The sequence below is a fragment of the Variovorax paradoxus genome, assembly GCF_009755665.1.
GTDB classification, from domain to species: Bacteria; Pseudomonadota; Gammaproteobacteria; order Burkholderiales; family Burkholderiaceae_C; genus Variovorax; species Variovorax paradoxus_G.
On record NZ_CP046622.1, the window covers coordinates 3,247,604 to 3,265,595 of the forward strand.

A 17,992-nucleotide genomic window follows, 5' to 3' on the forward strand; every position below is an offset into this window, starting at 1 on the left:
CATCGGCCTGCAATCTGCCAGACCCAGCCCAGCCCAGGAGGACGGCGCCCAGGTCACCATGCCAAGCCCTCTCGAGGGCATCGGCCAGCGTGACCGGCGACCGGGCCTGAAGCTCGGCTTCAGCCTTTTCTGGCGCACATTCTTCCTGCTCGCCCTGCTGCTGATCGGCTGCACGGTCGCTTGGCTGCAGACTTTTCGCTCGCTCGAATACGAGCCGCGCGCCATCCAGACCGCGCACCAGATCGCCTCGCTCGTGAACCTCACGCGCGCGGCGCTGGTGTATTCGGACGCGATCACCCGGGTGTCGCTCATCAAGACGCTGGCCGACCAGGAAGGCGTGCGCATCCTCCCGCGCGAGCCCAACGACCGATTTCAGCCCTACACCAGCGGCGCACTCGACCAGCGTGTGACCGAAGAACTGATCGACCAGCTCGGCGAGGGCACCACGGTGGCCAGCCGCGTCAACGACGAGCCGGGCCTGTGGATCGGCTTCACCATCGAGAGCGACGCCTATTGGCTGCTGCTCGACCCAACCCGCTTCAGCCGCGTGGGCGGCCGCACCTGGCTGGTGTGGCTCAGCACGGCAATGGCCCTTTCGCTGGCCGGCGCGGCGCTGATCACCCGGCTGATCAACCTGCCCTTGAAGCAGCTTTCGCGTGCCACCATGCAGGTGCGAGAAGGCGAATACGAGGCCCACCGCCTCGACGAGCGCGCCCGCACCAACGAAATCCGCGCGGTGAACATCGGCTTCAACCGCATGGCCGACCAGCTTGCCAAGATCGAACAGGACCGCGCCATCATGCTGGCCGGCATCTCGCACGACCTGCGCACCCCGCTGGCGCGCCTGCGGCTCGAAACCGAGATGAGCGTGGCCGACGAAGACGCGCGCGACCACATGGCGGCAGACATTGCCCAGCTCGACGCCATCATCGACAAATTCCTCGACTACGCGCGCCCCGACCATGTCGACCCCAAGCCCGTGCTGCTGCGCGACGTGGTCGATGCCTGCACTTACGCCGTGCAGGACTACGAAGAAATGAACATCCGCGTCGACGTGCCGCCCGATCTGCGCGTGATGGGCGATGAGGTCGAGCTCACCCGCGTGATCTCCAACCTGGTGGAAAACGCCCGGCGCTACGGCAAGACGCCTTCCACGGGGGTGGCCGACGTGGTGATCCAGGCGCAGGCGAACAACGACGCGGTGCTGATCAAGGTGCGGGACCATGGCGCAGGGGTTGAACCCGCCCTGCTCTCGCAGCTGACCAAGCCCTTCTTCCGCGGCGACGTGGCGCGCACTTCGGCGGCCGGCGCCGGCCTCGGCCTATCGATCGTGGCCAAGAACATCGAGCGCATGGGCGGCACCTTCGCGCTCACCAGCACGCCGGGGCGCGGCCTTGCGGCGCATATCCGCATGCCGCGCGCCATGCCCGTACCAAAACCTGCTGAAGCCCCCAGCCGGCGGACGTAGGCGCAGACCGCCGCCGGTCAGCGGTGGAGCAGCGCCACGGCGCGGGCTTCCATCGCCCGGCCCTCGCCAACGGGGCCAAGCTTCTCGGCCGTCTTGGCCTTCACGTTGACCTGCTCGGGCGCAAGCCCCAGCGTCTCGGCAATGCGCTGGCACATCGCCGGAATGTGCGGCGCCAGCTTCGGCGCCTGCGCAATCACCGTACTGTCTATATTGCCGATTTCCCAGCCAGCGGCCCGTACGCGCCGCGCCGCCTCGCCGAGCAGCACGGCCGAATCCGCGCCGCGAAACTGCGCGTCGGTGTCCGGAAAATGCCGGCCGATGTCACCCAGCCCCGCCGCGCCGAGCAAAGCGTCGGTAATGGCATGCAGCAGCACGTCGGCGTCCGAATGCCCGAGAAGGCCGGTGGTGTGCGGCACCTCGACCCCGCCCAGGATCAGTTTGCGTCCGGCCACGAGCTGGTGAACGTCCCAGCCTTCGCCGACGCGAATGTTGAACGGCGCCGTCATGCCGCGCCTTTCTTGCGGCCAAGCAGAACCGCTTCGGCCAGCGCAAAGTCTTCAGGGAAGGTCACCTTGAAGTTCTGCGCGCTGCCCGGCACCAGCAGCGGCGACAGGCCGATCGCCTCGATGGCGCCCGCCTCGTCCGTCACCGCATCGCCCGCGCGCTCCAAGGCATCGAGCAGCATGCCGATGCGGAACATCTGCGGCGTCTGGGCCAGCCACTTGTCGGCGCGCGGCAGCGTTTGCGACACCCGGCTGTCGCCGGAAGAAACCTTCAGCGTGTCCGCCAGCCGGTGCGCAAGCAGCCCGCCGACCGCGTCGTGTTCGCAAGCCGCAATCAGCGCCTCGATCTGGCTCGACGTGACCAGGCAGCGTGCCGCGTCGTGCACCAGCACCCAGTCATGCGCCCCGGCCCCTTTTTGCCGAAGCGCCGCCAGGCCGTTGCGCACCGTGGCCGCGCGCGTGACGCCGCCCACCTGCAGCAGGAATTCACCCGTGGCCGGAAAACGCGGCAGCGCCGCCTGAATGTCGCGGTCTTCGGGCGACACCACCACTGCCAGCCCGGCAAAGCGGCCCGCCAGCGCGCGGAAAGCCTCCACCGTGTGGGCGACCATCGACGCCCCCGCGATCCGCTGGTATTGCTTGGGCTGCACGCCACCCGCACGGTGGCCGGAACCGGCGCAAGGAATCAGCACGAAGAATCGGGAGGAAGACATGGGGTCCGGCAGCGGCCAAGGGCCGGCAAGCGAATAAGGGGCCGCCATTCTAGAATCGACAGCTTCACACCCCTCGCCAGCCGGCGCGGGGTGTCGTGCATTTTCAGAAGCGTTCCATGGACCTCCCCCACCTCACGGCGGGCAAGCGATTCACGCTGCCGCGTCCTCCCCTATCGGCCGACGCCCTGCTGCTGGCGCAACTGGGCGTGCGCGAAAAAGCCGCCGGCCGGGCCACTGCGGTGTTCACGGCGGACGCGAACGACGCCCAGCGCCTGATCGACGAAATGGCGTTCTTTGCGCCGGATCTGCGCTGCGCCTTGTTCCCCGACTGGGAAACGCTGCCCTACGACAGCTTTTCACCCCACCAGGACCTGATCAGCGAGCGGCTCGCCACGCTCTGGCGCATCAGCCAGAAAGAAGCCGACGTGGTGCTGGTGCCTGCCACCACCGCGCTCTACCGGCTGGCGCCGCCCGCCTTCCTGGCCGGCTACACCTTTCACTTCAAGGCCAAGCAGAAGCTCGAGGAATCGAAGCTCAAGGCCCAGCTCACCCTCGCCGGATACAGCCATGTGACGCAGGTGGTGAGCCCCGGCGAATACGCGGTGCGCGGCGGCCTGATCGACCTGTTTCCCATGGGCTCGCTCGTGCCCTACCGCGTCGACCTGTTCGACGACGAGATCGACTCGATCCGCACCTTCGACCCCGACACCCAGCGCAGCCTCTACCCCGTGCCCGAGGTCCGCCTTCTGCCGGGCCGTGAGTTTCCGATGGACGACGACGCCCGCGCACGCTTTCGCAGCCGCTGGCGCGAACTGCTCGAAGGCGACCCGACCAAGAGCCGCATCTACAAGGACATGGGCAACGGCGTGGCCACCGCTGGCATCGAGTACTACCTGCCGCTGTTCTTCGACGAGACGGCCACGGTGTTCGACTACTTCGGGCCCGACGCCACCGTGGTGCTGCACGGCGATCTCGAACCCGCGTTCCAGCATTTCTGGCAAGACACCAACGAGCGCTACCGCCTGGTGCGCGGCGACCCCGAGCGGCCGGCGCTGCCGCCCGAGGCGCTGTTTCTCAATGCCGAGCAGTTCTACCAACGCGCCAAGCCGCATGCGCAGCTCGCCATTCGAGGCGACATCGCCGCCGAAACGCCGTATGCGGAATTCGACCGGCTTCCGCCGTTCGCAGTGGTGCGCGGCGCCGAAGATCCGCTGGTCGGCCTCAAGGCCCACATCAAGGCAACGCCGCACCGGGTGCTGCTGATTGCCGAAAGCGAAGGCCGGCGCGAAAGCCTGCTCGACTTCCTTCGCGCGAGCGGTGTGAGCCCGCCGGCCTTCGACTCGCTGGCCGAGTTCGAGGCCTCGACCGACGAGAAGATCGGCATCGCCACCGCCGCGCTGGCCTCTGGCTTCGCGTGGCGCGAACAGGGCATCGACCTCGTCACCGAAACCGAGCTCTTCGCGACCGCGCCCACCACCCGCCGCCGCAACAAGAAGCAGGAACAGGTCAGCGACGTCGAGGCGCTGATCAAGGACCTGTCCGAGCTGAACGTCGGCGACCCGGTGGTCCACACGGCCCACGGCATCGGCCGCTACCGCGGCCTCATCCACATGGACCTGGGCCAGGGCGTGGATGCCGAAGGCAAGCCGCTGCTGCAGGAAATGCTGCACCTGGAATACGCCGACAAGGCCACGCTCTACGTGCCCGTTTCGCAGCTGCACCAGATCAGCCGCTACACCGGCGTGAGCGCCGACGAAGCCCCGCTGCACAAGCTGGGCTCCGGCCAGTGGGAAAAGGCCAAGCGCAAGGCCGCCGAACAGGTGCGCGACTCCGCCGCCGAACTGCTCAACATCTACGCACGCCGCGCCGCACGGCAAGGCCACGCCTTCCGCTATTCGGCCGCCGACTACGAGGTGTTCGCCAACGACTTCGGCTTTCAGGAAACAGCCGACCAGAAGGCCGCGATCCATGCCGTGGTGCAAGACATGATCTCGCCGCAGCCGATGGACCGCCTGGTCTGCGGCGACGTGGGTTTCGGCAAGACCGAAGTGGCGCTGCGCGCCGCCTTCATCGCCATCACCGGCGGCAAGCAGGTGGCGTTTCTCGCGCCCACCACGCTGCTGGCCGAGCAGCACTACCAGACGCTGGTCGACCGCTTCGCCAAGTGGCCGGTCAAGGTGGCGGAAATGAGCCGCTTCCGTTCGGCAAAGGAAATCACTGCGGCGGCCAAAGGCATTGCAGAAGGCACGGTCGACATCGTGGTCGGCACGCACAAGCTGCTTTCGCAATCGGTCAAGTTCAAGAACCTGGGCCTGCTCATCATCGACGAGGAGCACCGCTTCGGCGTGCGCCACAAGGAGGCAATGAAGGCGATGCGCGCCGAGGTCGACGTGCTCACCCTCACCGCCACGCCGATTCCGCGCACGCTGGGCATGGCGCTCGAAGGACTGCGCGACCTGAGCGTGATTGCCACCGCGCCGCAGCGGCGCCTGGCCATCAAGACCTTCGTGCGCAACGAGGGCACCGGCGTGATCCGCGAAGCCGTGCTGCGCGAACTGAAGCGCGGCGGGCAGGTGTACTTCCTGCACAACGAGGTCGAGACCATCGAGAACCGCCGCCAGAAGCTCGAAGAGATATTGCCCGAGGCCCGCATTGCCGTGGCCCACGGCCAAATGCCCGAGCGCGAGCTGGAACGCGTGATGCGCGACTTCGTGGCGCAGCGCTACAACCTGCTGCTGTGCTCGACCATCATCGAAACGGGCATCGACGTGCCGACCGCCAACACCATCGTGATGAGCCGCGCCGACAAGTTCGGCCTGGCGCAGCTGCATCAGCTGCGCGGCCGCGTCGGGCGCTCGCATCATCAGGCCTATGCTTACCTCATGGTGCCGGACACCGAGGGCCTGACCAAGCAGGCGGCGCAGCGGCTCGACGCGATCCAGCAGATGGAAGAACTGGGCTCGGGCTTCTACCTGGCCATGCACGACCTGGAGATTCGCGGCACCGGCGAGGTGCTGGGCGAGAACCAGAGCGGCAACATGATGGAGATCGGCTTCCAGCTCTACAACGAGATGCTGGGCGAAGCCGTGCGCGCGCTGAAGGCCGGACAAGAGCCCGACCTGCTGTCGCCGCTTTCGGTCACCACCGAGATCAACCTGCACGCACCCGCCCTCTTGCCCGACGACTACTGCGGCGACGTGCACCTGCGCCTCTCTTTCTACAAGAAGCTGGCCACCGCCAAGACGCCAGAGCAGATCGACACGCTGCTGGAAGAAATCGTCGACCGCTTCGGCAAGCTGCCGCCGCAGGCGCAAACGCTCATCGACACCCACCGGCTGCGCGTGCTGGCGCGGCCGTACGGCGTGGTCAAGGTCGATGCGGCGCCGGGCGTGATCCACATCACCTTCAAGAAAGACCCGCCGGTCGACTCGATGGCCATCATCCACCTGATCCAGAAGAACAAGCACATCAAGCTTGCCGGCAACGAAAAGCTGCGCATCGAGCGCGAACTGAAAGAGCCGAAGGACCGCGCGCAGATGGTGCGCGACGTGCTGCGCAGCCTCGGCCAACCCATCGTCAAGGAAACCGCCCCCGCATGAGCGCTACAGAATTCTCTCCCGGCCTCGTCATCCAGCGCGTGAAGCCGCCGCTGAAGCTCGCCGACTTCAAGCTGATTGCGTTCGACATGGATTCGACGCTGATCAACATCGAGTGCATCGACGAGATCGCCGATGCAGTGGGCAAGAAGGCCGAAGTGGCAGCGATTACCGAAGCCACGATGCGCGGCGAGATCAAGGACTTCAAGGAAAGCCTTCGGCGCCGCGTGGCGCTCTTGAAGGGTGTGCCGGTCGAGGCGCTGCAGCAGGTGTATGACCAGCGGCTGAAGCTCAACCCGGGCGCAGCCGAACTTGTCGCGGCCTGCAAGGCGGCCGGGCTCAAGGTGCTGCTGGTGTCGGGCGGCTTCACGTTCTTTGCCAACCGGGTGAAAGACCGCCTTCGCATCGACTTTGCGCGTTCCAACCTGCTCGACGAAGCCAATGGCCAACTCACCGGCGAGGTGGTGCAGCAAAGCTGGGGCGACATCTGCGACGGCGCCGAGAAGCGCCGCACGCTGCTCGAAGTCGCGTCGCTCCTGGGCATTTCGCCGCAAGAGACCATCGCCGTGGGCGACGGCGCCAACGACCTGCCGATGATGGGCGAAGCCGGCCTCTCGGTGGCCTACCACGCCAAGCCGAAGGTGCGCGAGCAGGCCATGGTGGCCATCAACGAGGGCGGCCTCGACAGAGTGCTGGAGATCCTTAAATGACTGACCCAACCGCACCGCTCTACAGTGCAGACGCACTCAGGGACTACGGCAGCGCCTTGCTGCAGAAGGCCGGCCTCGACGCCTCGATGGCCGACAGCGTCGCCCGCACCCTGGTCGAAGGCGACCTGCTGGGCCACGACACGCACGGGCTCGCCCTGTTGGCCGGCTATGTGAAAGAGATCGAATCCGGCGGCATGACGCCAAGCGGCGCGCCGGAGGTTCTGTCCGACCGGCCTGCCGCCGTGCTGTGGGACGGCAAGCGCCTGCCCGGCCCCTGGCTCATGGACCAGGGCATGGACATGTTGCTCCCGCGTGCCCGCGAGCTCGGCACCGCCTCGCTCGTGATCCGCCGCAGCCATCACATCGCCTGCCTTGCCGTCTACATGCTGCGCGCGCTGCAGGAAGACATGCTGATGCTGCTCGCCTGCTCCGATCCCAATACGGCCAGCGTTGCGCCCTTCGGCGGCACGCACGCGGTGTTCACACCCAATCCGCTGGCCATGGGTTTTCCACTGTCGCAAGGCGGCGTGATGGTCGACATTTCGGCTTCCATCACCACCAACGGCATGAGCAACCGCAAGCGCGCGGCCGGCGAGACTTTTGCCGAAGAATGGCTGATCGACGCTTCCGGCAAGCCTACGAACAACCCGCAGGTGCTGTTCGACCAGCCGCCCGGCACGCTGCTGCCGGTAGGCGGACTGAGCCACGGCCACAAGGGTTATGGAATGGCACTGTTGGTCGAAACGCTGACCGCCGGCCTCGCAGGCCATGGCCGGGCCGATCCGCCCGAGGGTTGGGGTGCGACGGTGCACATCACGCTGCACGACCTGCATGCGTTCGGCGGCAAGGAAGCTTTCTTGCGCCAGATGGACCACGTGGCGGCCCAGTGCCGCAACAACGTGCCCATCGATCCGGCGAAACCGGTGCGCCTGCCCGGGGAAGGCGGCTTGAAGCGCCGTGAAACCCAATCGAAAAGCGGGGTGCGGCTGCACCCCTCGATTGCGCGTGCGCTGCAGGATGCGGAACAGCGCTACGGGCTGCAGCTCGCGCAGGCGCTGATCTGAAAAGAGGCCTAGATTTCTTCGGGCGGCTCTTCCGACTGCGCGCCGGCGGGCCGCGGCGTACGCTTGCCCGGCTTGGCCAGTATCTCGACGTAGAACTGCTTGCCGGCCTCCTTGACGACGCCGTCGATCAGGCCCGTGATCGCCGAAAGGTGCACGGCTTCGGCGGTTTCGGCCGAGGCGCCGAACTTGCAGTCGAAGTCCCAGAAGTCCGCGCCCTCGGGCAAAACGCGGCGACGCTCACGCTTGATGTACTTGCGAATCTCGTGCTTGATGGCTTCGAGGAGGCGGTCGGGGTGCTTGCCCTCGACCTGAAGCTGAAAGGTTTTTCTCATGGGTGATCGTAACGCGCCGCGCTGTGTACAGTCGGCGGTTCAATGGAAAGCAGGTAAAGACATGGCGCGCGCAAACGACTGGGCAAGCAAGGTAATGGCATTGGTCAACGGCGGCAACGCATCGGCGGCCATCGCGCAAATCAAGGTCGCGCCTTCGGTCAAGGACCTGAAGGCGCTCCAGACCATCATGACGCTGTCGAAGATGAAAGGCCGCTATCCCAATGTGGATGCGGCCATCGAGGACAACCTGGCGCTACTGGCAGCGCCGCGGCTGCACCGCTCGCCCTGAAGACCTACAGCGCCTGGCCGAGGCGCTTCACGCCCTCTTCGATCTTCGCCACATCCGCCGTCGCAAAGCTCAACCGCAGCGTGGCCAGGTCGGGCTTCTCGGCATAGAACGGCGCACCAGGCACAAAGGCCACCAGCTGCTCGATGGCGCGCTTGGCCAATTCGCTTGCATCGGCCAGCTTGCCGTTGGCACCCGTGAGGCGGGCCCAGAAGAACAAGCCGCCCTGCGGCTGGCTAAAGCTCACCGCGTCACCCAACTCGCGCTCCAGCGCCGCACCCATCGCCTGCGCCCGCTGGCCGTACACCTCGCGCACATGCGCCAGCGTGGCCGGCATGCGGCCGCTCTTGAGGTATTGCGCGGCCGTGGCTTGCGAGAAGGTGCTGGTGTGCGCATCGCTGAACTGTTTGCACATCGTGGCCTTGGCCAGCAGCTCGGCGGGCGCGATCATCCAGCCGATGCGAAGGCCCGGGCTCAGCACCTTGCTCAGGCTGCCGCAATGCGCGAGCAACTCGCGGCTGCCCGGCACATCCTTGCTGAGCGCCATGATCGACGGCGGCGGTGCCTCACCAAAGTAGAGATCGCCGTACGGGTCGTCCTCGACGATCAGCGTCTGGTACTTGACGGCCAGCTCGAGCACCTTCTTGCGGCGCTCCAGGCTCAGCATGGCGCCGCTCGGATTGCCGAAGGTGGGAATCAGGTAGACGAACTTGGGCTTGTGCTCGGCAATCAGCTTTTCGAGCTCGTCGGTCTTCACGCCGTTGGCGTCGATGGGCGCGCTGATGAGCTGCGCGCCGTACAGCCGAAAACACTGGATGGTGGCCAGGAAAGTCGGGCCTTCGACGATCACCTTGTCGCCGGGCGAAATCATGGTCTTGCCCAGCAGATCGAGCGCCTGCTGGCTGCCGGTGGTGACGATGAGCCCGCTCGGGTCCACGTCGACACCCTTGGTCTTCATGAAGGCGCTGAGCTGCGTGCGCAGCGGCTCGTAGCCTTCGGTGGCGCCGTATTGCAGCGCGCCGCCGGGTTCTTCGGTCAGCGCCTTCTGGCTCGCCTCCTTCAGGCCCTCGACGTCGAACATGGCGCTGTCGGGAAATCCGCCCGCAAAGCTGATGATGCCGGGCTTGCCAAGCAGCTTGAAGAGTTCGCGGATTGCGGAGGTTTCGACGTTGTCGAGGCGGGAAGCGAATTGCATGGGAAGTCTCACTTTCTGAAGCGCTATTGTGGCGAAACCCGCAGGCAATAAAGCTGCGTAAGCCCATCGGCTTTCAACGATATATTGCAACTATCGCCTCCTGCCACCGTACCGCAGGCGAGCGCGGCGCTTCCAGACCCCATGAAAAAAGACAATATTCCCCTCTTCTTCGCCACCCTGCAGGCGGCCAACCCCACCCCAGAAACCGAGCTCGAATACGCCACGCCCTTCGAGCTGCTGGCCGCCGTGCTGCTGTCGGCGCAGGCCACCGACGTGGGCGTGAACAAGGCCACGCGCAAGCTTTTTCCGGTAGCGAACACGCCGCAAGCCATCCTGAGGCTGGGCGTGGAGGGGCTCGAGGAATACATCAAGACCATCGGGCTCTACCGCAGCAAGGCCAAGCACCTGATCGAGACTTGCCGCATTCTTGTGGAGCAGCACGGCGGTGAAGTGCCGCGCACGCGCGCGGAGCTCGAAGCGCTGCCGGGCGTCGGGCGCAAGACCGCCAACGTGGTGCTCAACGTGGCATTCGGCGAGGCGACGATCGCCGTGGACACGCACATCTTTCGCGTCAGCAACCGCACCGGGCTTGCGCCGGGCAAGACGCCGCTCGAGGTGGAGCTCAAGCTGGAGAAGCGCGTGCCTTTCGAGTTTCGCCTGCATGCGCACCACTGGCTCATCTTGCACGGCCGCTACATCTGCGTGGCACGCACGCCGAAGTGCTGGGAATGCGCGGTGGCGCCCTACTGCGACTACAAGCCGAAGACGCCGCGGCCCAAGTCGGCCTGACGCCGGCTCTCTTCCAGGCTAAAGCTCGAACGCTTCAGGCTGACGGCCGTCGATGTCGGTAAAGCCGTATTCACGCGCCAGGTCAGCCACGCGGTGCACGCCGCCGCTTTTCTGCATCACCCCCGCATCACCCGCCAGCGCGGCAACAGCGCGGCCGAGATAGCGCGGCGACTCGGTTCTTGCGAGCGCGGGGCGTTCATGCCAATGCGCCTCGTCGGTCTTGTGCCCAGCCAGCACGAACTCGGTTCGCATCCAGCCCGGAGAAAGCGCGAGCGACGCCACGCCGTGCGGGCGCAGCTCCTCGGCCATGCCGAAGGCCAAGCGGTTCATCGCCGACTTGGCGAGGTCGTAGAACAGGTTGCCCCGCAGGTATTTGCCCCGGTCCCAGAAGCTGGTGATCGCGATCAGCCCGCTCTTCTGCGCCACCATGAGCGGCGCCGCGAACCGGCTCGCGAGCAGGTGGTTGCGCACGCCGCGGTCGAACATCGAGTCCCAGCTGGAAAGCGGGTGTTCCCAGAACGCCGCCTCGAAAACGCCGTCGAAGGTCTCATGTCCGCCCCAGGCGTTGTTCACCAGCAGATCGAGGCGGCCCTGCTCGCGCTGCACACGCGCGAAGAGGCTTGCCACTTCGTCTTCCTGCGTGTGGTCGCAGCGCACCGCAATGCCGTGGCCGCCCATGCGCGTGAGTTCGTCGGCCGTCTCGTCGATGCTGCCCGGCAGGGCTTCAAGTTCCGAGAGCCCGAGGATGCGCCCATAGCTTTCGGCCGGCTGCGCGCGCGTGCTGCGGCCGGTCACGTACACGGTCGCCCCCGCCGCGCCCAGTTCCAGGGCAATGCCGCGGCCGGCGCCCCGGCTGGCGCCGGTCACCACGGCCACGCGGCCCGTCAGCGGCTTCTTGACTTCTTCGTCTTGCATCGAGTTCTTTCCTTTTTCTCCGAGTTCGAAGCCCGAAGGTACCGCCGCGTCACGCCGCTGTATTGGAAGAAACCGAAATCGCGCGGCCGAGAAACTCCGTCGGTGTAAGGCCGCTCAGCGCCTTGAACTCGTTGACGAGGTGCGACTGATCGTAGAAGCCGCCATCGAGCGCCAGCTCCGCCCAGCCGGGCATGCAAGGCCGTGGCTGCCGCAAGGCGCGCAGGCATGCATGCAGCCGCGCGAGCCTGCCCCACGTGCGCGGCGAGAGGCCCACCTGTTGCTGGAACAATTGCTGCAAACGGCGCTCGCCGACGCCGACCGCCGCGGCTACATCGCGCAGCGACTGCCGACCGCCCGATTCCGCGATCAGCTGCGCCGCCCTTGTTGCGGCCATAGGGGCGGCCGGGTGCAGAGCCGCATCGGCCCGCGCCAGCCGCTGCCCGAGCATGGCGCAGAGCACCGCAACGCGCGAGGAGTCGTCGGGCGCGGCTGCCATGCGTTCGCGCAGTTCGGCGCCCTGGCCCCGCCAGAGTTGATCGAGGTGCACCGCGGTGCCGGCAATCTCGCCGGCCGGCATGCCGAGCAGCGCCGCCGACGCGCCCGGGCGCAGCGTGACCGACAGCCCCTCGACCCTGCCGCGCAACCGCACCAGCGCCGGTGCGGCCGAAGCGCCAATGGCCTCGACGGGCTGCCCGGCGCCCTCACCCGCCGAGGGTGCGTCGCCAAGATTGAAGACCAGTCGCACCGCGCCGTCGGGCAGCACGCGCTCGAGCACTTCGCGCCCGTCAGGCAGCGCTTCGCGATAGAGCAGGATGTGCGCGACATGCGCGCGCAGCGGCGCCGCGACCGGAAAGGCCTGCAATGAGCCCACAGGCATCGCGGCCTCGGGACCGTGCAAGGGGTCCTCGTCGAGGCGAACGTACAGGCGCTCGTGGGAAGGCGGTGCGGGCATGGCGCGAATGGGGGCAATGGAATGGCGCGGACGCTGCCGCCCGTCACCCGCATTCGATCAGCAGGCACGCCCCATAGTCAATGGGTGCCGACGGCCATTGCGCGGCGGCCTCCACGCGCCGCACGCCGCCATGCAGCAGTTGCACGGCGCGCATCACGCCCGCATGCGTGACCCACACCGCGTCCTGGCCCGACGCCCGCCACTCGTCGAAAGCAGCGCCGGTGCGCTGCATGAAGCTGGCCGTGCTTTCGCCGTACTCGCCCGGAAGACCGTCGGCGAAATTGCCGGTCCATGCATCGAAGTCGGCACTGGTGATGGATGCCCACGGCCGGCCTTCCCAGGCGCCGAAGTCCATTTCGGCCAGGCGCTCGTCCGCCCGCATGGCAAGGTCCGGGCGCAGCGTGCCGATGGCGGCTGCCAGCTCGGCACAACGCCGCAAAGGCGAATGGACCAGTGCGATGCCCGCGGGAATGCGGGACACCACGGCGCGCGCAACCGCCAGCGTCGCCTCCATCGGCACGCCGACATCCGTGACGCCATAGCAAAGGCCCGGCGCGGCGTCGGTTTGCGCATGGCGCACCAGCCACAGCTTCATGCCTGCCACGCCAGTGCAAGATAGAGCGCAAGCTCGCACACCTGCTGCGTAGCGCCGAGCCCGTCGCCGGTGAAGCCTTGCAGCCGGCGCCGGAACATGCGCGCCATGACCAACGCGGCAAGAGCGCATGACATCGCCATGGCGATCGTTCTTCCTGGGCCGTGAGTCACCAGCACCAGCGCAAGGGCCGGAACCGACCAGAGCACGCCGACCAGCAAGGCGCCGCCGCCAATTGCATCGGCCAGCGGCTTGGCCTTGCTCGCGCCGGCATCACCCACATACGGCAACCAGCGAATCAAAAACAGCGGCGCCAGCCGTGACAGCACATGCGCACCGACGATGGCGGCTGCCACTGCTTGCAGGCCCTGCCCTGCCAGCGAAGCAAGCAGCGCAGCCTTCAAACCGAGTGCCAGCACCAGCGCAATGGCGCCGAATGCACCAATCCGCGAGTCCTTCATGATCTCGAGCGCGCGGTTGCGGTCGACCGATCCGCCCAACCCGTCGGCCACGTCGGCGAGCCCGTCTTCATGAAAGGCGCCGGTGAGCAGCACGGTTGCCACCATGCTCAGCAGCGCCGCTGCCAGTGCACCGGATGGGCCCGGGAGGCCCTGCAGCGCCAAGACGAAAACAGCCGCACCTACGACACCCACGAGCCAGCCTACGCCCGGAAAATGCGCCGCGCTCGCGCGCAGCATCTGCGGGCTGAACCCGACCCACCCAGCGAGCCGCCCAGTCACCGGCACCCGCGTGAAGAATTGCAGTGCCAGCAGGTAGTGGCGAACGCCGTTCATCGAATTCAGCCGTCCTTGCGCGACACGCCCGCCGCCTCGAAGCTCGCCATTTCGCGCAGGATGCGGCAGGCCGATTCGAGCAGCGGCCAGGCCAGCGCGCCGCCAGAGCCTTCGCCCAGGCGCAAGTCGAGATTCAGCAACGGCTCCAGCCCCATGTGCTTCAACAACAGCGCATGCCCCGGTTCCGCCGAGCTGTGCGCCGCCACGCACCGCTGCACCACATGCGGCTGCAGTGCCCCTGCCACCAGCACCGCCGCACTCGCAATGAATCCATCGACAACGATCACGCGGCGCTCTTCTGCCGCCTGCAGCACCGCGCCGACCAAGGTGGCAAGTTCGAAGCCGCCGAACGCAGCCAATGCATCCAGCGGCGCGACGGCCGATGCATGCAGGGCCAGCACTTCGCGCAACACCGTGCGCTTGCGCGCCAGCCCGTCGGCGTCGAGCCCCGTGCCCGCGCCGGTGCAGGCATCGATGTCGAGACCCGCCAGGCGCGCAAGCAGCATGGCCGCCGCCGAGCTGTTGCCGATGCCCATTTCGCCGAGCAGCAAAGCATTGCCGGGGAGCGCGCGCACCACCTCTCGGCCATTGGCAATGGCTTGCGCGCATTGCTCCGGCGTCATCGCGGGGCCGGCCGATGCATCGGCGGTGCCTGCGGCGATGCGTCGCGACACCAGCCCCGGGCGCGCCTGGAAGTCGCGCCGCACGCCGCAATCGACCACCGTCAGCGCGAGCCCGTGCTGGCGCGCCAGCACGCTCACGGCCGCGCCACCTGCAAGAAAGTTTTCGACCATCTGCCAGGTCACATCGCTCGGAAACGCGGAGACACCGCGCGCCGCCAGGCCGTGGTCGCCCGCGCACACCAGCATCTGCGGCGCTTCGAGCACGGGCGTTTCGCTGCCCAGGATCAGCCCGATACGCAGGGCCAGTCCTTCGAGGCGGCCGAGCGCGCCGAGCGGTTTGGTCTTGTTGTCGAGCGCGCCCTGCAGCCGTGCTGCAAGTGCATCATCGCGAATGTCGGAGATGGAAGGAATGATGTTCTTGTCGGTCATGCGATCAGGCCTTGCAGTACGCCGGCCTCGAAGTGGGTGTCGATGAAATCGGCCAGGCCGTCGAAGGTCGAATCGAGCGTGGGCGCCGCGGCGCCGAAAAGCGCGTGCAACACGGCCGCATCCTCGAACAAGCCGTGCAGGTAAAGGCCCAGCACATTGCCGCGCGCGTTTTGCCAGGCCAGGCCTTCGGGCATCACGGCATGGCCGTCCTGCGCCATTTGCGGGTGTATCGCTGTATTGCCGTGGTGAATTTCGTAGCCCGCCACCGGCACGTTCGAAAGCGCAGCCCATTGGCCGCCCAGTTCACCGAAGACGGCAGCCCGGTGGCGCACGGTTTTCTCGCGCTCGAACACGGTGACAAGCGGCAGCAGCCCCAAGCCGGGCGCATTGCCGTCGATGCCGTGCGGATCGACCAGCGCCTCGCCCAGCATCTGCAAGCCGCCGCAAACACCCAGCACGGCGCCCCCGGCGGCGGCGTGCGCGGCAATGGCGCGGTCCAGCCCCTGCGCGCGCAGCCATGCCAGGTCGCCGCTGGTGTGCTTGGAGCCGGGCAGAACAATCCAGTCGGCGCCGGCCATGTCGGCCGGCGTGCGCGCCCAGACCAGGCGAACGCCGGTCACGTTCTTGAGCGGCTGGAACTCGTCCAGATTGCTGATGCGCGGATACGCCACCACCGCCACGGTACGCGTGACGAAGCCGTTCGAGCGGCTCCGGTCGTCGAACACGCCGTCTTCCTCCGGCAGGCCGTGCTGCCACCACATGGGCAGCGTGGCCACGGTGGGAACGCCGGTCAGCGCCTGCAGCTGCTGCGGCGCCGGGGCCAGCAGGGAGGCATCGCCCCGGAATTTGTTGAGCACGAAGCCGCGCAGCAACGCGCGGTCGCTTTCGGGCATCAATGCCCAGGTGCCGTAGAGATGCGCAAAGGCGCCGCCACGGTCGATGTCTGTCACCAGCAGGCAGCGGGCATCCGCATGGCGGGCCACGCGCAGGTTGACGATGTCGCTGGCCATCAGGTTGATCTCGGCCGGCGAGCCGGCGCCTTCGATCACCACCACGTCGTTGTCGGCGCGCAGTTCGTCGAATGCCGAAGCAATTTGCGGCCACACGCGCTCGCTGCGTCCGCGCCAGGGCATGGCCGTGAGTTCTTGGTTCACCTGCCCCATCAGCACCACCTGGCTGTGGGTGTCGCGCTCGGGTTTGAGCAGCAGCGGGTTCATGCGCACGTGCGGCACGGCGCGCGCCGCCAGCGCCTGAAAGTATTGCGCGCTGCCGATTTCGCCGCCATCCACCACGCGGGCGTTGTTGCTCATGTTCTGCGCCTTGAAAGGCGCCACCTTGAGGCCCTGCCGCGCATACCAGCGGCACAGCGCAGTGACCAGCCAGCTCTTGCCGGCGCCACTTGTCGTGCCCAGAACCATCACGCATCGGGTTGTCATGCGGCTATTGTCGGTTGTCGCCGCACGTCCCCCGAACCGTAGAGGGGCAAAGAAAAAGGGGCTTGCGCCCCTTTGGTGTTTCAGCGTGCCGCGGTCTGTACCGCACCCGGCGCGCCGGGCTGAGGCTGCGCCTGCGCAGTGGCGGCAGGCACTTCCCACCCGCCGCCGATGGCGCGGATCAGCCCCACGGCCGCCTGGTACTGCGCCGACTTCACCTGCAGCGCCTGGCGCCGGTTGCGCAGTTCGCTGCGGCGGGCGTCGAGCAGGTCGAGCTGGCTGATGTAGCCATTGCGGTAGCGCGTGTCCGACAGGCTGGTCGCGCGCTGGGCCGAAGTGACGGCCTGCGCCTGCACGGTCGACTGCTCCTGCAGGATGCGGATGGCGGAGAGTTGGTCTTCCACCTCCTGGAACGCCACCAGCACCTGGCTGCGGTAGTTGGCCAGCGCGCCGTCTAGCTGTGCGTTGGCGCCCTGCACACCGGCTTCGCGGCGGCCGCCGTCGAAGATTGGCAGCGAGAGCAGCGCGCCCACGCCCCACGAGCGGGCCGACCACTTGAACAGGTCGCCGATTTCGGGCGATGCATAGCCGGCGGCGCCGGTCAGCGAGATGTCCGGGAACCAGGCGGCCTGTGCCACGCCCACGCGAGCCTGCGCCGCGAGCACGGCGTTCTGCGCGGCCGAGACGTCCGGGCGGCGCGTGAGCACCGTGGCCGGCACGCCCGGCGGCACCGATGGCAGCGCGGTGGCCCACTCGTCGGTACGCAGGCCGAAGCTCGAGGCCGAATCGCCCACCAGCACCGCAAGCGCATGCTCGACCTGCGCACGCTGGCGGTCGAGCGCGAGCGCATCCGACTCGGTCGACGACACCTCGGTCTGCACGCGTGCCACGTCGAGCTCGGCGATGTCGCCGGCCTGTTGGCGGCGCTGCGTCAGGCGCAGCGTGTCGCGGTAGGCCTCGACCTGCTCGCGCACCAGGGCGCGCTCGGCGTCGAGCGCACGCAGTTGCAGGTAGGTCTGCGCCACCTCGGCCTGCACGGCAAGGCGCGTGCTTTGCAGCAGCGCTTCGCGGCTGGCCGCATCGAGCTTGGCCGCATTGCTCGCGCCCGAGAGCCGGCCGAACAGGTCGACCTCGTACGAGAACGTGGCGCCGATGTTGGTCATCGTGGCCGGCCGGGTGCTGGCCGTGGCCTTGTCGAGGCCCGCGCCGCGATTGGCGCCGGCGCCCAGGCCGATCTGCGGCAGGCGGTCGGCCTGGGCGCTGCGCGCCAGGGCGCGAGCTTCCGCAAGCCGGGCCGCGGCGGCCTGGATGTTGTTGTTGTTGACGTCGGCCTTTTCGACCAGCGCATTGAGCACCGGGTCGTTGAAGGCCAGCCACCAGGCGCCGCGGGCCTGCGCTTCGGACGGCACCGCACGCGTCCAGCCCGCGGGCGGGGCCGCGCCCTGCTCCTTGAACTGGGCGGTGGTCTGGATCTCCGGCACGCCGGAGGGCACGGTCGCGCAGCCGGCCAGCGCCAGGGCTGCCACCAGCGGCAGCAAGGCGGTGCGAAGCGGCTTGACCCAAGGTTGTACTGAGAATTTCATGATGAGCTTTCTTCT

Annotated in this window: 17 protein-coding genes; 6 read left to right on the top strand and 11 right to left on the bottom strand. The window is 67.5% G+C overall.

What is annotated here, in order from left to right; all coding sequences use genetic code 11:
• Nucleotides 1–58: 58 nt before the first annotated feature.
• Nucleotides 59–1,468: a sensor histidine kinase gene (locus tag GOQ09_RS15070; protein WP_157614211.1), complete on the top strand. Its 1,410-nt coding sequence runs from the start codon at nt 59–61 to the stop codon at nt 1,466–1,468.
• Between the two features lie 17 nt (nt 1,469–1,485).
• On the opposite strand, the gene ispF is transcribed toward GOQ09_RS15070, so the two are convergent.
• Nucleotides 1,486–1,974, bottom strand: a complete 489-nt coding sequence (ispF, locus tag GOQ09_RS15075; RefSeq protein ID WP_157614212.1) for a 2-C-methyl-D-erythritol 2,4-cyclodiphosphate synthase — start codon at nt 1,972–1,974, stop codon at nt 1,486–1,488.
• Nucleotides 1,971–2,684, bottom strand: coding sequence for a 2-C-methyl-D-erythritol 4-phosphate cytidylyltransferase (gene ispD / locus GOQ09_RS15080; RefSeq protein ID WP_157614214.1), 714 nt, complete (start codon nt 2,682–2,684; stop codon nt 1,971–1,973). Before ispD ends, ispF begins: the two co-directional genes overlap by 4 nt.
• A 116-nt stretch (nt 2,685–2,800) precedes the next feature.
• Between ispD and mfd the strand changes: the two genes are divergently transcribed.
• From mfd to GOQ09_RS15095, 3 genes are read left to right on the top strand one after another with little or no spacing between them, the layout of a single operon-like run.
• Nucleotides 2,801–6,283, top strand: a complete 3,483-nt coding sequence (gene mfd, locus GOQ09_RS15085; protein WP_157614217.1) for a transcription-repair coupling factor — start codon at nt 2,801–2,803, stop codon at nt 6,281–6,283.
• Nucleotides 6,280–6,990 carry a phosphoserine phosphatase SerB gene (gene serB, locus GOQ09_RS15090; protein WP_157614218.1) on the top strand — a complete coding sequence of 237 codons (711 nt, stop codon included), beginning with the start codon at nt 6,280–6,282 and terminating at the stop codon, nt 6,988–6,990. Before mfd ends, serB begins: the two co-directional genes overlap by 4 nt.
• Nucleotides 6,987–8,054 (top strand): Ldh family oxidoreductase, encoded by a 1,068-nt coding sequence (locus tag GOQ09_RS15095; protein WP_157614220.1) that lies wholly within the window; start codon nt 6,987–6,989, stop codon nt 8,052–8,054. Before serB ends, GOQ09_RS15095 begins: the two co-directional genes overlap by 4 nt.
• Before the next feature lie 8 nt (nt 8,055–8,062).
• On the opposite strand, the gene GOQ09_RS15100 is transcribed toward GOQ09_RS15095, so the two are convergent.
• Complete coding sequence (locus GOQ09_RS15100; protein ID WP_157614222.1) at nt 8,063–8,386, bottom strand: DUF6172 family protein; 324 nt, start codon at nt 8,384–8,386, stop codon at nt 8,063–8,065.
• A gap of 61 nt (nt 8,387–8,447) precedes the next feature.
• Here GOQ09_RS15100 and GOQ09_RS15105 point away from each other — a divergent pair, with 61 nt between their 5' ends.
• On the top strand, nt 8,448–8,675 hold the full coding sequence (locus GOQ09_RS15105) for a hypothetical protein (protein ID WP_157614223.1): 228 nt from the start codon (nt 8,448–8,450) through the stop codon (nt 8,673–8,675).
• A gap of 4 nt (nt 8,676–8,679) precedes the next feature.
• Here the strand turns inward: GOQ09_RS15105 and GOQ09_RS15110 are convergent, their stop codons facing one another.
• The gene (locus tag GOQ09_RS15110) at nt 8,680–9,867 is read right to left on the bottom strand and encodes a PLP-dependent aminotransferase family protein (protein WP_157614225.1); all 1,188 of its coding nucleotides are present in this window, start codon (nt 9,865–9,867) and stop codon (nt 8,680–8,682) included.
• 141 nt (nt 9,868–10,008) lie between these two features.
• Between GOQ09_RS15110 and nth the strand changes: the two genes are divergently transcribed.
• A complete protein-coding gene (gene nth / locus GOQ09_RS15115; RefSeq protein WP_157614227.1) occupies nt 10,009–10,656 on the top strand; it encodes an endonuclease III in 648 nt (215 codons plus the stop codon).
• A gap of 18 nt (nt 10,657–10,674) precedes the next feature.
• Here nth and GOQ09_RS15120 read toward each other — a convergent pair whose 3' ends face one another.
• The 7 genes from GOQ09_RS15120 to GOQ09_RS15150 form a co-directional block, all read right to left on the bottom strand.
• Complete coding sequence (locus GOQ09_RS15120) at nt 10,675–11,571, bottom strand: SDR family NAD(P)-dependent oxidoreductase (RefSeq protein ID WP_157614229.1); 897 nt, start codon at nt 11,569–11,571, stop codon at nt 10,675–10,677.
• A gap of 49 nt (nt 11,572–11,620) precedes the next feature.
• Entirely contained in the window at nt 11,621–12,523 is a 903-nt protein-coding gene (locus GOQ09_RS15125; RefSeq protein WP_157614231.1) for a helix-turn-helix domain-containing protein, read from the bottom strand.
• A gap of 43 nt (nt 12,524–12,566) precedes the next feature.
• Nucleotides 12,567–13,118 carry a histidine phosphatase family protein gene (locus GOQ09_RS15130; RefSeq protein WP_157614233.1) on the bottom strand — a complete coding sequence of 184 codons (552 nt, stop codon included), beginning with the start codon at nt 13,116–13,118 and terminating at the stop codon, nt 12,567–12,569.
• Complete coding sequence (locus GOQ09_RS15135) at nt 13,115–13,909, bottom strand: adenosylcobinamide-GDP ribazoletransferase (protein WP_157614235.1); 795 nt, start codon at nt 13,907–13,909, stop codon at nt 13,115–13,117. The genes GOQ09_RS15130 and GOQ09_RS15135 overlap by 4 nt, the downstream gene beginning before the upstream one ends.
• 5 nt (nt 13,910–13,914) lie before the next feature.
• A complete protein-coding gene (gene cobT, locus GOQ09_RS15140) occupies nt 13,915–14,961 on the bottom strand; it encodes a nicotinate-nucleotide--dimethylbenzimidazole phosphoribosyltransferase (protein WP_157614237.1) in 1,047 nt (348 codons plus the stop codon).
• Nucleotides 14,958–16,397, bottom strand: a complete 1,440-nt coding sequence (locus tag GOQ09_RS15145) for a cobyric acid synthase (RefSeq protein WP_157614239.1) — start codon at nt 16,395–16,397, stop codon at nt 14,958–14,960. Before GOQ09_RS15145 ends, cobT begins: the two co-directional genes overlap by 4 nt.
• Before the next feature lie 80 nt (nt 16,398–16,477).
• Nucleotides 16,478–17,977, bottom strand: a complete 1,500-nt coding sequence (locus tag GOQ09_RS15150; protein WP_157614241.1) for an efflux transporter outer membrane subunit — start codon at nt 17,975–17,977, stop codon at nt 16,478–16,480.
• Between the last annotated feature and the right edge of the window lie 15 nt (nt 17,978–17,992).

Excerpts from the sequence above, each read along its gene's own strand:
- GOQ09_RS15135 (WP_157614235.1), bottom strand. The coding sequence starts at position 13,909 with ATGAACGGCGTTCGCCACTACCTGCTGGCACTGCAATTCTTCACGCGG.
- GOQ09_RS15150 (WP_157614241.1), bottom strand. The coding sequence starts at position 17,977 with ATGAAATTCTCAGTACAACCTTGGGTCAAGCCGCTTCGCACCGCCTTG.
- GOQ09_RS15095 (WP_157614220.1), top strand. The coding sequence starts at position 6,987 with ATGACTGACCCAACCGCACCGCTCTACAGTGCAGACGCACTCAGGGAC.
- ispF (WP_157614212.1), bottom strand. The coding sequence starts at position 1,974 with ATGACGGCGCCGTTCAACATTCGCGTCGGCGAAGGCTGGGACGTTCAC.
- GOQ09_RS15105 (WP_157614223.1), top strand. The coding sequence starts at position 8,448 with ATGGCGCGCGCAAACGACTGGGCAAGCAAGGTAATGGCATTGGTCAAC.
- GOQ09_RS15070 (WP_157614211.1), top strand. The coding sequence starts at position 59 with ATGCCAAGCCCTCTCGAGGGCATCGGCCAGCGTGACCGGCGACCGGGC.
- nth (WP_157614227.1), top strand. The coding sequence starts at position 10,009 with ATGAAAAAAGACAATATTCCCCTCTTCTTCGCCACCCTGCAGGCGGCC.
- GOQ09_RS15125 (WP_157614231.1), bottom strand. The coding sequence starts at position 12,523 with ATGCCCGCACCGCCTTCCCACGAGCGCCTGTACGTTCGCCTCGACGAG.
- mfd (WP_157614217.1), top strand. The coding sequence starts at position 2,801 with ATGGACCTCCCCCACCTCACGGCGGGCAAGCGATTCACGCTGCCGCGT.
- GOQ09_RS15145 (WP_157614239.1), bottom strand. The coding sequence starts at position 16,397 with ATGACAACCCGATGCGTGATGGTTCTGGGCACGACAAGTGGCGCCGGC.
- serB (WP_157614218.1), top strand. The coding sequence starts at position 6,280 with ATGAGCGCTACAGAATTCTCTCCCGGCCTCGTCATCCAGCGCGTGAAG.
- GOQ09_RS15100 (WP_157614222.1), bottom strand. The coding sequence starts at position 8,386 with ATGAGAAAAACCTTTCAGCTTCAGGTCGAGGGCAAGCACCCCGACCGC.
- GOQ09_RS15120 (WP_157614229.1), bottom strand. The coding sequence starts at position 11,571 with ATGCAAGACGAAGAAGTCAAGAAGCCGCTGACGGGCCGCGTGGCCGTG.
- GOQ09_RS15130 (WP_157614233.1), bottom strand. The coding sequence starts at position 13,118 with ATGAAGCTGTGGCTGGTGCGCCATGCGCAAACCGACGCCGCGCCGGGC.
- GOQ09_RS15110 (WP_157614225.1), bottom strand. The coding sequence starts at position 9,867 with ATGCAATTCGCTTCCCGCCTCGACAACGTCGAAACCTCCGCAATCCGC.
- ispD (WP_157614214.1), bottom strand. The coding sequence starts at position 2,684 with ATGTCTTCCTCCCGATTCTTCGTGCTGATTCCTTGCGCCGGTTCCGGC.
- cobT (WP_157614237.1), bottom strand. The coding sequence starts at position 14,961 with ATGACCGACAAGAACATCATTCCTTCCATCTCCGACATTCGCGATGAT.